Genomic DNA, 14,753 nt, shown 5'->3' with positions numbered 1-14,753 from the left:
CGGCCTCCAGCGGGAGTGGTTGCGTCTTCAACCGCCGACGCTAACCACGCGCTGAAGGCCGTCTCACCAGGCGAACCGGAGTCCCAAAGCCTGGCACCGCAACGAACGCCCCTTGACTTCGCGCCCGTGCTGGTCTCGTGAGTGAGAAACAGTGTTAGAACACTGTTTCTCACTCACGAGGCCGGGTCAGCAGCGGCCGAGCATGTCCGTCAGCGCCGTTTTCTCCGCCGAGTTGACCGTCAGCTTGAACTTGTACTTCACCGCGACCCACATCTTCGCGTAGGTGCACCAGTAGCTGACCAGCGGCGGCTTCCACGCGTCGGGCGACTTGTCGCCCTTCTCCTGGTTGACGTTGTCCGTCACGGCGATCAGCTGCGGGTCGGTGAGGTCGTTCGCGAACGCCTGGCGCTGCGCGGTCGTCCACGCCGACGCGCCGGTGCGCCACGCGTCGGCGAGCGGCACGACGTGGTCGATGTCCACATCGGACGCCGCCGTCCAGGTCGCGCCGTCGTAGGGGCTGACCCACTTGCCGGAGGTGGCGGCGCAGCTGGAGTCGGTCACCACGTTCGTGCCGTCGCGCTTCAGCACCACTTCGCGGGTGTTGCAGCTGTTGCCCTGGTCGATCCAGTGCGGGAACTTGTCGCGGCTGTAGCCGGTCTGCGAACCGTCGGCCTTGACGGTGAGGGCCGCGAGCTCGGACTTCGCGGTGGTCGCCGACGGGATGCCCGGCGGGGTCGCGTCGGCGACGCCGGCCAGGGTGCCGGACAGCACCGCGGTGACCGCAAGCACGGTGAACGAATGACGAACAGCACGCCTGGTTGGCATTTTGCTGCCTCCGTGTCAGAAGTGGGGACAGCTAACCCTGAGGCATGCGAATGGCGCGTACAACACGTATAGGTGACGTGTTGCTGTCCGTCAAACGGCGCCTCGGACCAGCCTCAGGTCCTCGGTGTGCCGGTACCAGGTCCACTTGTTCACCGCGCGCTCGTAGACGACGTCGTCGCGCACCGGCCGGGTCGGGATGCAGCCGATCTGGAACGCTCGCGAGTACAGCGTCGACGGCCGCTTGAAGATCGTCCCCTTCACGACGCGCACAGCCATCCCCGGCCCGCCCGGGTCCGGCGTCACCTCGATGGCCGCGGCGGCCCCGCGCAGCGCCACCTGCTCGTCGGCGTAGGCCACCCCGCGGACCATCCGCAGCTGCCCGCGCCCGACGAGCACGCCGCCGACGTCGTCGCGGATCAGCGGCACCGGGTCGACCTCGCCGCGCAACGCCAGCGCCAGCGCCTGCAGCGGCGTCTTCGGCAGCCCCCAGAGCGCGGCCACGGACGAGTCCGGCGACGACGGCACGAACCCGACCGACACGCCCGAGACGGCGTCCTTCCGCAGCAGCCGCACCACGACGGCGGCGAGGTCCGCGTCCGTGCCCGACACGACCAGGTGATCGTGTTCGCCCAGCAAGGGGTCGATTTCCGCCTTGCCGGGACGGCTCGGCACGCGGATCGACTCGACGTCGTCGACCTCCTCGAAGCCGGCCGCCTCGTCGCCACAGGCCACCACTATTCCGCGCACCCGCGGGTCCTCCGTTACAGTCATGCACCGGCATTTAGCAGCGCCACCGGTGTCCGTCCGGGACACTTAACCTCAGTCGTCGAACACCTGGAGTGTCACATGCCGGCCATCGTGCTCATCGGTGCCCAATGGGGAGACGAAGGCAAGGGCAAGGCCACCGACCTGATGGGTGACCGCGTCCAGTGGGTCGTCCGCTACCAGGGCGGCAACAACGCCGGTCACACGGTCGTCCTGCCGAACGGCGAGAACTTCGCCCTGCACCTCATCCCGTCGGGCATCCTGACGCCGGGGGTGACCAACGTCATCGGCAACGGCGTGGTGGTCGACCCGGGGGTGCTGCTCGAGGAGCTGTCCGGCCTGGAAGCGCGGGACGTCGACACGTCCAAGCTGCTGATCTCGGCCGACGCGCACCTGATCATGCCGTACCACGTGGCCATCGACAAAGTCACCGAGCGCTACCTCGGCAGCCGCAAGATCGGCACCACCGGCCGCGGCATCGGCCCGTGCTACCAGGACAAGATCGCCCGCGTCGGCGTCCGCGTGCAGGACCTGCTGGACGAGAAGATCTTCCGGCAGAAGGTCGAAGCCGCGCTGGAGTTCAAGAACCAGGTGCTGGTGAAGGTCTACAACCGCAAGGCCCTCGACGCCGACCAGGTCGCCGACGAGGTGCTGGCGGCCGGCGAGAAGTTCGCGCACCGCATCGCCGACACGCGCCTGCAGCTCAACCAGGCCCTCGAGCGCGGCGAAACCGTGCTGCTGGAGGGCTCACAGGGCACGCTGCTGGACGTCGACCACGGCACGTACCCGTTCGTGACGTCGTCGAACCCGACGTCCGGCGGCGCGAGCGCGGGCTCGGGCATCGGCCCGGGCCGCATCACGACGGTGCTCGGCATCCTGAAGGCGTACACCACCCGCGTCGGCTCGGGCCCGTTCCCGACCGAGCTGCACGACGAGTCGGGCGAGTACCTGCGCAAGCAGGGCGGCGAGTTCGGCGTGACGACGGGCCGCTCCCGGCGCACCGGCTGGTTCGACGCGGTGATCGCGCGGTACGCGGTGCGCGTCAACGGCATCACCGACTACTTCCTCACGAAGCTGGACGTGCTGTCCGGCCTGGAGAAGGTCCCGGTGTGCGTCGGCTACGAAGTCGACGGCTTCCGCACCCAGGACATGCCGATGACGCAGACCGACGTGCACCACGCGATCCCGATCTACGAAGAGCACCCGGGCTGGTTCGAGGACATTTCGGCGTGCCGCACGTTCGAGGAGCTCCCGGCGAACGCGCGGGCGTACGTCGAGCGCCTGGAAGAGCTGTCGGGCGCCCGGATTTCGGCGATCGGCGTGGGCCCGGGCCGCGACCAGACGATCGTGCGGCACCAGTTCGTCTAGGTCAGCTTGGTGCTGACGGGCGTTTCGTTGCGGAACAGGTCGAGCACCGGGCAGTGCTCGTCGACCTCGCGCTTGAGGTCTTCGTAGCGCTCCCGGCTCGCCGGTCCTTCGAGCTCGACCGACACCCGGACGTCCCCGAACCCGGGGCGGGTGTTGAAGGAGAAGCCGAAGAAGCCGTGCAGGTCGAGGTCGCCGTCGACGGTGACCTTGATCGAGTCGATCGGGATCCCGCGCTTCGCCGCCCAGAACTGGTACGTGATGACCTGGCACGACCCGAGGGCGGCGAGCGCGTACTCGACGGGGTTGGCGGCCTGGTCGGTCCCGCCGAGCGCGGCCGGCTCGTCGACGGTGAACGCGTGGTCCCGCACTTTCACTTCGACTTCGGTCTTGGTGCCGGGCTTCAGGACGTGGTCGACGCTGAAGGAGACGGCGGCGTTGTGGGGATCCGCGTCGACGGCCTTGCGGGTGCCTTCGATGACTTCGGTCAGCGACATGGGACGCTCCTCGGTGATCGGTATTTCGCCACAGAGTGGGCGAAACCCGCGGGCTCCGCTCGGGTTCTCAAGTCCTGGGAAGCCGGAAACCGCTGGCGCCGCTCGCTGACTTGGGTGCATGACCACGCTGCCCGCCGGGGACACCGGGTCCGCCGCCAACCTCGCCGACGACTTGCTCGCGCACGCCGGGCCTGCCGCCGACTCCCGAGCGCGCCCCGCCCTTCCCTGGGGGGCCGGTCCCGCTTCCAGCGTATCGGTGCGCGGGGCGCAAAAGCGCTGTTCACCGAAATCTGTGGATAGCGCCGGCGCATGTGGATAACTCGGCCTGATTCGCCGCGAATCGCCGCTGGCGTCGGTGCGTGCCGATAGACTGGAGCCGGGCACGCCCCCCAGGGAAGGGCGGGGGGTGTTCAGCTCCGCGCGCCGGGCGGAAATCTTCGCCGCCGATCCGGCACCTGCGCGAGTACCTGACCGTCCTGAAGCGGGTGTTCGCCGGGGAAGCCGTCGACTTCGACGGCGAGACCGTCCGGGCCCACCCGCCGGGTCCGTCCACAGTGGCTGGTGGCGGGAACATCCCGATCATCGTGGCCGCGATGGGGCCGCAGGCGCTGCGCGTCACGGGTGAGCTCGCCGACGGCACGCCACCCTTCCTCGCCGGGCCGAGAGCGCTTTCCGAGGAGATCGTCCCGGCCCTCCCGGCGGGCAAGCGGATCATCGCCGCCGTCCCGGCCATTGTCACCGACGATCCCGACGCCGTCCGGGCGCTCGCCGTCGAGCAGATGGGCTTCTACGCGCAGATCCCGTCGTACCGGCGGATCCTTGACGTGGAAGGCGTCGGCCACCCGGCCGACCTGGCGCTCATCGGCGACGAGAAGACCGTCCTCGACGGCCTGCAGCGCTACTACGACGCCGGCGCGACCGACGTCCTCGTCTCGCAGACCGGCATCCGTTCGAGCGAAGAGCGGCTGCGGACCTGGGAGGTCGTCAGCTCAATCGGTTCGTGAGGGTCGTCGTCACCGACATCTCCTCCAGGTCCAGCTCCCGCAGCACCTTCCGCAGCACCTCGTCGTCGAGCCGGCCGGCGCGGTTCTCCTCGATCATCGCCTTGCGCTGGGTGATCAGCAGCTCGCGGCGGGCCTTGGCGAACTGCGCCTGGGGATTGCCGGCCTGCTCCTCGCCGGACAGCGTGATCGCCGCCTTGGCGAACCGGTAGCGCATGTCGATCAGCCGCTGGAGCCGCTCCTTGAGCCGGTCGACCTTCTCCTGGGGCAGGTCCAGCGAAGCCAGCCGCTCGCGGCTGAGCTCGCGCAGCCGTTCCTGCGCGGCCTTCTTCGCGACTTCGCGCGCGGCGAGCTCCTCGGCCTCGTCCCGCGACGCCTCCTCGGGGTCCTCCACCTTCAGCGCCCGGATCAGCGGCGGCAGCGTCAGGCCCTGGATCAGCACCGTCCCGATGGCCACCGTGAACGCGAACAGCTGGATCTCCTCGCGGCCCGGGGTGCCCGCCGGGACACCGGCCGCGGCGGCGAGCGTGACGACCCCGCGCATGCCGGTCCACGACACCACCGCCAGCGTGCGCCACGACGGCGCCGTGCGGTCGCGGCCGAAGAGCCGGACCGTCTGCGGCAGGTACGCCGAGACGAACACCGCCGGGACCCGCACGAACATCGTCACCGCGAGCACGGCCACCGCGACCAGGGCGAGCGTCCCGTTGTCGCGGGCCGCGTGCTGGGCGTCTTCGAGGACGAACGGCAGCTGCAGCCCCATCAACGCGAACACGAGCGCTTCCAGCAGGACGTCGATCGACGCCCACACGGACCGGTCCTGCATGCGCGTGGCCGGTGACGCGTACACCGAACGGTGGCCGAGGTACAGGCCCGCGGCCACGACGGCGAGCACGCCCGAACCGCTGAAGTCGTCGCTGAACGGGTGCAGGTGCTCGGCGGTGACGTACGCGGCGAACGGCACGATGATCCCGAACGCCGACTCCACCAGCGGGTCGTCGAGCTGCCGCCGGATCAGCACCACCAGGCCGCCGATCGCCAGGCCGACGGCGATGCCCAGCACGGTCGCGACCCCGAACACCGCGAACCCGTGCCCGGCCGAGCCCGCGATCCCGGCGACGGCGGCGAGCGCGACCTTGTACAGCGTCAGCGCGGCGGCGTCGTTCACCAGACTTTCGCCGGTCAGCACGGTCATCACCCGCCGGGGCAGGCCGAGCTTGCGGCCGATGGCCACCGCCGTCACCGCGTCCGGCGGCGCCACGACCGCGCCGAGGACCAGCGCCGACGCGAACGGCACGTCCGGCAGCAGCAGGTGCACGACGACGGCGACGACCACCGCGGTCACGCCGACCAGCACCACGCCGAGCGCGACGATCGGCCGCAGGTTCGTCCTGAAGTGCGTCACGGAGCTCTCGAGCGACGTCGAGTAGAGCAGTGGTGGCAGGACCACGGTGAGGACCAGCTCGGGTTCCAGTTCCAGCCGCGGCACCCCGGGGATGAGCGCGACGCCGAGCGCGACGACCACCACCAGCAGCGGCGCGGACAGGTTGCAGCGCCGGGCGAGCGCGGTCAGCGCGAGGGAGCCCGCGAGCACGCCCATCAGCGTCAGGATTTCCACCCGCCGGATCTTTCCGCAGGTCGCGCGGCCCTGCCCGACTTCCGCCCAATGGAACCGCGCTGGATTCTGTCGGACCCCCGGTGCATACTTGTGCGCAATCCGCACACGTGTGCGGAAGACGTGCACCGACGCACATCCGGAGGTACCCGATGTCCCCTGGCACCCGCTCCTGGGTCGTGCCCCTGGCCTGGACCGCCGTTCTGCTCGACGGGTTCGACCTGGTCGTGCTCGGCACCGTGCTGCCCGTCCTGCTCCGCGGCCACGTCTGGGGCCTGACCCCCGGCACGGCGGCGGTGGTGTCGACCGTCGGGCTCGCCGGGATGATGCTGGGCGGGCTGGCGATCGGCACGGTCACCGACGTCATCGGCCGCCGGAAGTCGCTGATCATCTCGGTGGCGCTGTTCTCGCTGTGCACGCTGTTGTGCGCGTTCGCGCCGTCGACGTTCGTGTTCGGGCTGCTGCGGTTCGTCGCCGGCCTCGGCCTCGGCGGCTGCCTCCCGACGGCGATCACGCTGGTCACGGAGTACGCGCGCCACGGCAGGGCGGGCAGCGCGACGACCACGGTGATGACGGGCTACCACGTCGGCGCGGTCCTGACGGCGCTGCTGGGCATCGTGCTGATCTCCCCGCTGGGCTGGCGCGCGATGTTCGTGGCCGGCGCGCTGCCCGCCGTGGTGCTGATCCCGCTGATGCTGAAGTTCCTGCCGGAGTCCGAGACGTTCCAGCGGGTCCGCGAGACCGAGCGGTCGGCCGGGCACGCGGTCGCCGGCCTGTTCCGCGGCGGCCTGCTGCGCGCCACGATCGCGTTCTGGGTGACGTCGTTCATGGGCCTGCTGCTGGTCTACGGCCTGAACACGTGGCTGCCGGAAATCATGCGCCAGGCCGGCTACCCGCTGGGCGCGGCACTGAGCCTGCTGCTGACGCTGAACGTCGGCGGCATCGTGGGCCTGCTCGTCGCGGGCCGGGTCGCCGACCGGGTCGGCATCCGCCCCTCGGCGACGGTCTGGTTCTGCGCGGGCGCGCTGTTCCTCGCGCTGCTGAGCGTGAAGCTGCCGGCCGTCGGGCTGTACGCGGCGGTGTTCCTGACCGGGTGTTTCGTGTTCAGCGCCCAGGTGCTGGTGTACGCGTACATCGGCCGGATCTACCCGGACGCGATCCGCGCCACGGGTCTCGGCTGGTCGGCGGGCATCGGCCGGATCGGCGCGATCTCGGGCCCGGTCCTCGGCGGCGCACTCCTGACGGCGGGCATCGCGTACCCGTGGGGCTTCTACGCGTTCGCGGGCGTGGGCGCACTGGGCGCGGTGGCGGTGACGGCGGTCCGCCCGGGCCACCACAGCCCGGCACCGGACGTCAGCCCGGCCGCCAGCGAGTCCCGCCCCGCGACGACCTGAGGGCGCTGGCTGCCCCGGACAGCCGCACCGGGCTGTCCGGGGCCGGGCGGTCAGGCGGCGGCCTTCTCCGCGCTCGCGGGCTGGGTAGGGCCTGCCGCTGCCTTGCGCAGCGCAGCCCGGCGACGGCTGAACCAGCGTGATCCGGCGAACCGGATGACGCGCCACCTCAGCCGCGCGGCGACGGACAGCATGTGTTCCTGGTTGTCGCGCTTGGCGACCAGGTAGGCGAGCGTGTGCGCGCCCGGCTCCGGCATCACCAGCGGCCGGTGGCGCACCTTGAGCCCGCCGACGTCGAGGCCGGCCAGCTTCCCGGGGTTGTTGGTGAGCAGCGTGATTTCCCTGAGCCCCAGCTGCTTCAGCAACGCCACCGCGTCCGCGTACGACCGGGAGTCGGCCTTGCACTCCAAAGCCGCGTACGCGGCGAACGTGTCCACGCCCGTGTCCTGGCAGATCCGGTATCCGCGCGCCTTCGTCAGCAGCCCGGCACCCCGGCCTTCCTGGTCCAGGTAGATGAGGACCCCGGAGTGCTGCTTGATCGCCTCGATCGACTTGTCGAGCTGGTACCGGCAGTCACAGTTGACGGATCCGAAGATCTCGCCGTAGAGGCACCGGGACTGGATCCGTACGAGACACCCGTCCTGCGGGTCGCCGAACACCGCCGCGCACGCCGGAGTGGGCAGTTCGGAACCGTCGAGGACGACGATCCGGAAATCGCCGTCCGCATCCTGCAATCTGTGCTCCACGACCTCGGTCACGGGTTCTCCACGTCGGATTTTTTCCACAGCCGGTCGACGTCTTCGGTGCCGGGCATGGAGTCGGTGATCTCCTCGAGCGTGAGGTTGACGGTCATCGCCTGGATCGCCCATTCGAGGGCGTCCGAGGTCAGGTCTCCGCCGTCCTTGAGGAGCTGGAAGGTCAGGGCCGCGGAAAACGCTTCCCGCGCTCCGGGGGTGTCTTCGAGCGGAACGTTCGGGCCCTCGATGTCCCGGGACCGGTTGCGGGTCCGGATCTTGGCGCCGAAGTTCTCCACCACGCAGACGGTCTCCACGCCCAGGGTGAGCAGTTCCTCGGCGAGCGCGTCGACCGAATCGGGCCGGCCCGGGTAGGACAGGAGCCCGCGCAGTTCGCCTTCACGGCCGACGAGGTAATCGACGCCGTGCAGGTGCCGGTAAAGCTGTTGCGGTGTTTCCATGGGTGGTGAAGCCTGCAACAGGACCAGCGGTTTCGGTGATTGCCGGGCGGCCGTGTCGAGCGCCCATTGCACCGTTTCCACCGGTGGTTCCAAGGTGATCAGCACCGCATCGGCGTCGGCAATTGCTCGTTTCGTGCGCGGTTGCTCGAATTCCGTTGTGGACAGTGAGACCTTACCCTTGTTCATCCAGCCCAGGTAACGGGTCTCACCCCGTTGTGTCACGAGCATCAAAGCCCGCGGATTGGCCTCGCCCGGTGTCGTCCGGATCAGCTCGGTCGAAAGGCCTTCCTGCTGCATGTAGCGCGTGAGCTCGCGGGCGGCTTCGTCGCCCCCGATGGCGGCGCAGAGCCGCGCGCGCAGGCCGAACCGCCGTGCGGCGACCGCCAGGTTGAGCCCCTTGCCGCCGGGGTGCTCCTCGAACGAGGTCGCCTGTACCGCGGCCCCGATCCCGGGCAGGTCGTCGGAAACCACGACCACGTCCGTCACCGCACCCCCGACCACGACGATCGAGTTGCTGGGCTCGCGGGAGTCGGTGGCCGGCTCCAGCAGGGAGGCTTCCGGGCTGTGCACGCAGCGCTCCGCGAGCCGGACGAGCGCCCGTGCCTCGATCGAGCCGCGCAGGGTGCGCACGGTCGGCGCCGGGGGAACGTCGGTCACGCCGAGCAGGCGGTGGTACGCCGCCCAGTGCTGGGCGAGCGCATTGCGCCGCTCGCCGAGGTCGTCGGCGTACAGCCCCTGCAGCTTCGGCTGCTCCGAGAGCAGGTCGTCGAGCACGCCGAGGGCGAGCACGGCGTCGGCGATCAGCCGGTCGGTCGGCTCGAGGTCGGCGGTGACCCGGGTGACGACGTCGACGATGGCCTGGTCGGTGGACACGGCGTGCTCACGCGCGTACCGGCGCACGACGGGCAGCTCGGCGAGCAGCGCGACATCGACCTCCGTCGCGCTGAGCCGCTCGACGTTGAGGCCGCTGCGGGTGCGCAGCTTGAGAAAGACGTTTCGGACGCCCTCGACGGCGGCGTCGGGCTTCGCCATCAGCCAAGCCTACCCTTCCCCTGCCAAATGACGTCGTGAACTTGACACTTGTTGGACAAACTCCGGGCGATGCCATGGCAGGTGCACGGGTGGACGTCACGATTGGTTCACCTGCCGCGGGCGAGGGTACCTCCTCCACTAGGCCGATCAGGTAACGACTCCCCGGCTTCGACCGCCGCTCGACTCCGAAGCGAAAGAGCGTCGAGGTGACTGCCGGGAAAACGTCTGCCCTCTCTGTCGTTACGTCAATTGACATCGTTACTCGGCAAATGTCACCCTGTGGTTGCCTCATCGGCCCCAGGGAGGTCGCCATGAAGCCCTGCAACTTCGGTTCAGGCCACGAAATCCGCCCCACCAGTCCCGCGCTCGCGCTGCGGATTCCGCAGGAAGCCGGGCAGATCGACACCGGAAACCGCCGCCGTCCGGCATTTGTCGCGCTGGGATTGCTCACGCTGTCAGTTGCCGGGTGTGCCGTGCCCGCGAAGGCGGTCAACCCCGCCGGCGGGGACCGGGTCGTCATCGTCGTCAGCGCCACCGCGAACGAGCCCCGGCCCGCCGTCACCGACGTGACCCGCAAGGTCCTCACCGACGCCGCGAACAGCGAAAACGCCTCGCCGCAAGGGTCCGGCAACAGCAGCGTCGCGCTCGTCTCGGCCGCCGACGCCGCCGACTCGCGCCCGCTCGTCCTGACCCCGAGGCGGGCCGACGGCTCGCTGGAGCACGGGCTGCAACGGCCGTCGCTCGTCGAGCGCAACGTCCAGGCCGTCGCCGACGCTGTCGCGGCCACCGCCGCCGCGCGGCCCGGGCTCGACCTGCTCGGCGGCATCGACGCCGCCGTCCGCGGGGTCACGCCCGGGCGGCTGGTCGTGGTGAGCAGCGGGCTGAGCACGGCGGGGGCGTTCGACCTGCGGCAGGTCGGCTGGGACGCCGACCCGGACGTGGTCGCCGACCAGCTCGCCGCGAAGAACGCCTTGCCGCACCTCGAAAACTGGCACGTGCTGTTCACCGGGCTCGGCAGTGTCGCCGGCGCGCAGCCGCCGCTGCCCGGGCTCGCCCACGACAAACTCCTGTCGTACTGGCAAAAGATCTGCGCGCGGGCCAAGGCTGCCGGCTGCGACTTCGACGACAAGCGCGTCGCCGCCGAGCCGCCCCGCGCCACGGTCGCCACGCCGGTCGTGCCCGTGCCCGGGGTGACGTCGGTGGTCGGGCCCGCGGGTCGGGTCAGCACCACCGTTTCCGACAGCGCGCTCGGGTTCACGGGTGACTCCGCGGTGCTGTCCCCGGACGCCCTGGACCTGCTGCGGGCCCTCGCCAGGAGCATCACCGCGGCGGGCAGGTCCGACCCGGTGGTCGTCCGGGGCTACGCCGCCGATCCGCCGGGGTCGACCGCCGCCGGCCGGCAGGCCCTCGCCGACCTGCGCGCCCGGGTCGTGTCCGACGCGCTCCGCGAGGCCGGGGTGCGCCGGCCGGTCGACGCGGCGGGCGTCGGCACCCAGCCCGGCCGGACGGCGATGGCCGGCGGCCGGTTCGACGAAACCGTGGCAGCCGCGATGCGGCGGGTGGAGATCGCTTACTAGCAGACGAGGAGGTACCGCCATGACCAGCAGCGACGAAATGCGCAACCTGCCGCTCCCGCAGCCGCGGCGCCCGCGGGAGCACGCCGGAGGCACCGCGATCACCCAGGCGGACCGGCTGCTCGCCCGGATCCGGGAGCTGCGCTACCTGTCCGACCGGGTGATGGACGACCACGTCGTCGGCCCGCACGGGCAGAACCTGACGGTCGCCGAAGCGCACGCCAGGGCCGGGCTCCTCGACGGGCTGATCGAGCTGGAGCAGGTGCGCGGCAGCTTGCGCCACCGCCGCGTCAACCGGCTCACCCGGGTGCTGACCATGCTCACCGTCACCGTGGTCGACCTGCCGATCATGGTGTGGCTGGCCAGCTCGGTGTTCAACGTCGACTGGACGGCCCCGCTCGGCCTGCCCCTGCTCATCAGCGTGGTGATCTCGGTGCTGGCCACCGTCGGCGCCGCCACCGCCCTGCACCACCTCGGCCACAACCAGCGCCAGCACAAGAACCACCGCCGCCAGCTGGAGTGGCGCAAGCTGTCCACCGGCGCCAAGCTGAGCCTGCTCACCGTGGGGTTGCTGGTGGGGCTGATGGGCGTGGTGATGTTCGTCCGGGTGTCCACCGAGGGGCTGCTGTCCGGGATGAACGGCCTCGCGGTGCTGATGGCGGTGCTCGTCGCGCTCGTCATGGTCGTGTCGGCGACGCTGGTGTTCTGGACGGCGTTCCGCGACGGTTCCCTGGAACAGGACGACCTGCGCCACTACAGCGACTGCGTCCGGCCGCACCTGGCCGCCCAGCGCGAGTACGAGGACCAGGCCTACGAACTCGGCTGCCAGTACGACCTGCTGCGCCGCCACGCCGAACGAGAGGACACCATCGGTGCGCCCGCCGAGTGAACGCGGTCGTGAGTGGTAAGGCGAGTTCTAACTCGCCTTACCACTCACGACAACTCAGCCCAGTTCCTTCAGTTCCTGTTCCACCGCAGCCAGTTCCGCCTCGGAGCCCTGGACCTTCGGCCCCTTGAACCACTTCCGGGCCGAGACCGCCCACCACAACGCCGCGCCGCCCAGCACCACGAGGAACGCGATCGGCGTGTAGTTGAAGGAATCCACGTTCACCGGCGAGACCTGCGGGAGCATGAAGAGCACGAAGATCAGCGCCACCCACACCGTCGCGACGATGCCGATCGGCTTGCCCCACCGGCCGAGCGTCCACGGACCCGGTTCGAACGAGTCGCCGCGGCGGACCCGCAGGAACACCGGGATCACGTAGGCCACATAGAGCCCGACCACGGCGATCGACGTCACCGCCGCGTACGCCGTCGCGCTCCACAGGTACGGCAGGGCCAGGAGCAGCGCGCCGCCCGCGGCGAGCCAGACGGCGTTGGTCGGCGTCTGCGTCCGCTTGTTGATCTTGTGCCAGAAGCCGGAACCCGGGATGGCGCCGTCGCGGGCGAAGGCGTAGATCATCCGCGAGTTCGCCGTCACCGACGCCATGCCGCAGAACAGCTGGGCGCCGATGCAGATCAGCAGCAGGAACTTGCCGGTGACCGCGCCGGTGGCGTCGATGAAGATCTGCGCGGGCGGGACGCCGGTGGCCGAACCGACCGCGCCGTCGTAGTCCTGGATCGCGAACGTCAGGCCGATCAGCAGCACCCAGCCCGCGACGAGCGAGACCACGATCGACATGACGATGCCGCGCGGCCCGGCCGTCGCCGCGCTCTTCGTCTCCTCGGTCATGTGCGCCGACGCGTCGTAGCCGGTCAGCGTGTACTGGGCCACCAGAAGGCCCAGCGCGAAGACGTAGAACGTCGAGCCCCAGCCCGTCTGGTTGACGAAACTGCCGAAGACGAACGAGGCGTCCTGGTGCTTGGCCGGCACGAAGACCAGGACGCCGACGATCACCAGCACGCCGATGAGGTGCCACCAGACGCTGACGTTGTTGAGGATCGCCACGATCCGGACGCCGAAGGTGTTCAGCAGACCGTGCACCACGAGGATGATCGCGAGCAGCAGGATCGTGTGCCCCGGCGTCGCCTCGTAGCCGAACTGCAGGTCGAGGAACGCGTTGAGGAACAGCGCCGCGCCGAAGTCGATGCCCGCGGTGACCGCGATCTGCCCGATGAGGTTGAACCAGCCGGTGAACCACGACCACGCGGGGCCGTTCTTCGGCGCCAGCTTCGCGGCCCAGTAGTACAGCCCGCCGGCGGTCGGGTAGCTGGAGCAGACCTCGGCCATGCCGAGCCCGACCAGGATCACGAACAGCCCGACCAGGGGCCAGCCCCAGATCATCGCCGCCGGGCCGCCGGTCTTCATGCCGAAGCCGTAGAGCGTCAGGCAGCCGGAGAGGATCGAGATGATCGTGAAGGAGACGGCGAAGTTCGAGAACGCCGACATCGTGCGTTTCAGTTCCTGCGCGTACCCCAGCTGGTGCAGGCGGGCGCTGTCGTCGTCGGCGTGGTCGGGAGTGGTCTGCTGGTCGGAAACATCCATCGGGCACCTCTTGAAAGGTATGCGGCCAGACCATTGAATTCGCCGAAGGTAGCCCCGGTGCCGGAGGGTGTCAAGCCTTCGTCAAGAACTCGTCCAGCTGCCGCAGCCGGGGCCCGCCACCTCGGTGGTCGTTCGAGATCAGGGTCGCGGTGAGCCCGGACGCCGGCTCGTGCGTGCTCCGGAACGCGACGCCGTGGTCGCCGCCCGCCAGCCGGACCACGCCGGGCCGGGGCAGCCAGAAGCCGAGGCCGTAACCCGCCGCGTGCGGGCGCAGCATCCGGGTGACCCACTCGGGCGGCACGATCCGGCCGGCCAGGAAGGCGGGCCAGAACCGGCGGAAGTCCGGCGCGGAGCTGTAGATCCCGCCGTCGCCGTGGCCGACGACCGGGAGGCTGAAGACGTTGCTGCGGCCGTCTTCCAGGTAGCCGGTGGCGGTGCGGGCGGGCAGCGCGTCCGAGCGGAGGAACGCCGTGTCGGTCAGCCCGGCCGGCGCGCACACGCGGTCGTGGACGAGGTCGGTGAAAGGTATGCCCGCGATCCGTTCGGCGATCAGGCCGAGGACGGCGAAGGCGCCGTTGTTGTAGCGGAATTCCTTGCCGGGCGGCGTCTTCTGCGGATATCCGTCGAGGGCGGCGAGGTAGTCGGCCGACGTGACGAGCCCCGGCGGCGCCGTTTCGGGCGGGTTGTCGTCGTCGCAGTAGTCCCCGATGCCGGAGGTGTGCGTCAGCAGGTGCTCGACGGTGACGCGCTCGTCGATCAGCGGCAGGTCGTCGCCGAGTACTGCGCGGGCGGTGGTCTCGAGGCTCAGCCGTCCCTCGGCGACCAGGCCCACGACGACCAGCGCGGTGAACCCCTTGGTACCGCTGGCGATCGCGAACCGCGTGCCGATCGTGTTCTCGACGCCGTGGGCGATGTGCGCGTACCCGGACGCCTCGGCGAGCAGCGTCTCGTCGCCGCGGGTGACCAGCACGACACCGGAAAAGGGCGCTTCCACGGACTCAGCGTCCC

Annotated in this window: 13 protein-coding genes; 5 read left to right on the top strand and 8 right to left on the bottom strand. The window is 70.3% G+C overall.

From position 1 onward, the window contains the following. Positions 1–186: 186 nt before the first annotated feature. Both OO60_RS34610 and OO60_RS34605 read right to left on the bottom strand, forming a co-directional pair. Positions 187–825, bottom strand: coding sequence for an HNH endonuclease family protein (locus OO60_RS34610; RefSeq protein ID WP_051767852.1), 639 nt, complete (start codon positions 823–825; stop codon positions 187–189). A gap of 90 nt (positions 826–915) precedes the next feature. Next, positions 916–1,596: a hypothetical protein gene (locus tag OO60_RS34605; protein ID WP_240490729.1), complete on the bottom strand. Its 681-nt coding sequence runs from the start codon at positions 1,594–1,596 to the stop codon at positions 916–918. Between the two features lie 75 nt (positions 1,597–1,671). On the opposite strand from OO60_RS34605, the gene OO60_RS34600 reads away from it, so the two are divergent. Then, on the top strand, positions 1,672–2,958 hold the full coding sequence (locus OO60_RS34600; protein WP_003091820.1) for an adenylosuccinate synthase: 1,287 nt from the start codon (positions 1,672–1,674) through the stop codon (positions 2,956–2,958). On the opposite strand, the gene OO60_RS34595 is transcribed toward OO60_RS34600, so the two are convergent. After that, complete coding sequence (locus OO60_RS34595; protein WP_003091821.1) at positions 2,955–3,452, bottom strand: OsmC family protein; 498 nt, start codon at positions 3,450–3,452, stop codon at positions 2,955–2,957. The genes OO60_RS34600 and OO60_RS34595 overlap by 4 nt on opposite strands. Positions 3,453–3,811: 359 nt before the next feature. Here OO60_RS34595 and OO60_RS34590 point away from each other — a divergent pair, with 359 nt between their 5' ends. Then, positions 3,812–4,456 (top strand): LLM class flavin-dependent oxidoreductase, encoded by a 645-nt coding sequence (locus OO60_RS34590; protein ID WP_240490730.1) that lies wholly within the window; start codon positions 3,812–3,814, stop codon positions 4,454–4,456. On the opposite strand, the gene OO60_RS34585 is transcribed toward OO60_RS34590, so the two are convergent. Further along, a complete protein-coding gene (locus OO60_RS34585) occupies positions 4,437–6,071 on the bottom strand; it encodes a Na+/H+ antiporter (RefSeq protein WP_003091825.1) in 1,635 nt (544 codons plus the stop codon). The two genes, OO60_RS34590 and OO60_RS34585, sit on opposite strands and share 20 nt — an antisense overlap. 149 nt (positions 6,072–6,220) lie before the next feature. Between OO60_RS34585 and OO60_RS34580 the strand changes: the two genes are divergently transcribed. Further along, positions 6,221–7,462 (top strand): MFS transporter, encoded by a 1,242-nt coding sequence (locus tag OO60_RS34580; RefSeq protein WP_003091827.1) that lies wholly within the window; start codon positions 6,221–6,223, stop codon positions 7,460–7,462. Between the two features lie 50 nt (positions 7,463–7,512). Here OO60_RS34580 and ribA read toward each other — a convergent pair whose 3' ends face one another. Beyond that, a complete protein-coding gene (ribA, locus tag OO60_RS34575) occupies positions 7,513–8,217 on the bottom strand; it encodes a GTP cyclohydrolase II RibA (RefSeq protein WP_003091828.1) in 705 nt (234 codons plus the stop codon). Next, positions 8,214–9,686 carry a carbohydrate kinase family protein gene (locus OO60_RS34570; RefSeq protein WP_003091830.1) on the bottom strand — a complete coding sequence of 491 codons (1,473 nt, stop codon included), beginning with the start codon at positions 9,684–9,686 and terminating at the stop codon, positions 8,214–8,216. Before OO60_RS34570 ends, ribA begins: the two co-directional genes overlap by 4 nt. Before the next feature lie 311 nt (positions 9,687–9,997). Between OO60_RS34570 and OO60_RS34565 the strand changes: the two genes are divergently transcribed. Continuing rightward, positions 9,998–11,263 carry an OmpA family protein gene (locus tag OO60_RS34565; protein WP_244885625.1) on the top strand — a complete coding sequence of 422 codons (1,266 nt, stop codon included), beginning with the start codon at positions 9,998–10,000 and terminating at the stop codon, positions 11,261–11,263. Between the two features lie 19 nt (positions 11,264–11,282). Further along, positions 11,283–12,149, top strand: coding sequence for a hypothetical protein (locus OO60_RS34560; RefSeq protein WP_033262934.1), 867 nt, complete (start codon positions 11,283–11,285; stop codon positions 12,147–12,149). Between the two features lie 54 nt (positions 12,150–12,203). On the opposite strand, the gene OO60_RS34555 is transcribed toward OO60_RS34560, so the two are convergent. After that, entirely contained in the window at positions 12,204–13,745 is a 1,542-nt protein-coding gene (locus OO60_RS34555; protein WP_033262933.1) for an amino acid permease, read from the bottom strand. A gap of 70 nt (positions 13,746–13,815) precedes the next feature. Next, positions 13,816–14,739: a serine hydrolase domain-containing protein gene (locus OO60_RS34550; protein ID WP_033262932.1), complete on the bottom strand. Its 924-nt coding sequence runs from the start codon at positions 14,737–14,739 to the stop codon at positions 13,816–13,818. Positions 14,740–14,753 lie beyond the last annotated feature (14 nt).

The organism is Amycolatopsis vancoresmycina, from assembly GCF_000716785.1.
Classification (GTDB): domain Bacteria; phylum Actinomycetota; class Actinomycetes; order Mycobacteriales; family Pseudonocardiaceae; genus Amycolatopsis; species Amycolatopsis vancoresmycina.
The sequence above is the reverse complement of the archived record's forward strand: the minus strand, read 5'-3'. Positions and strand labels throughout refer to the sequence as shown.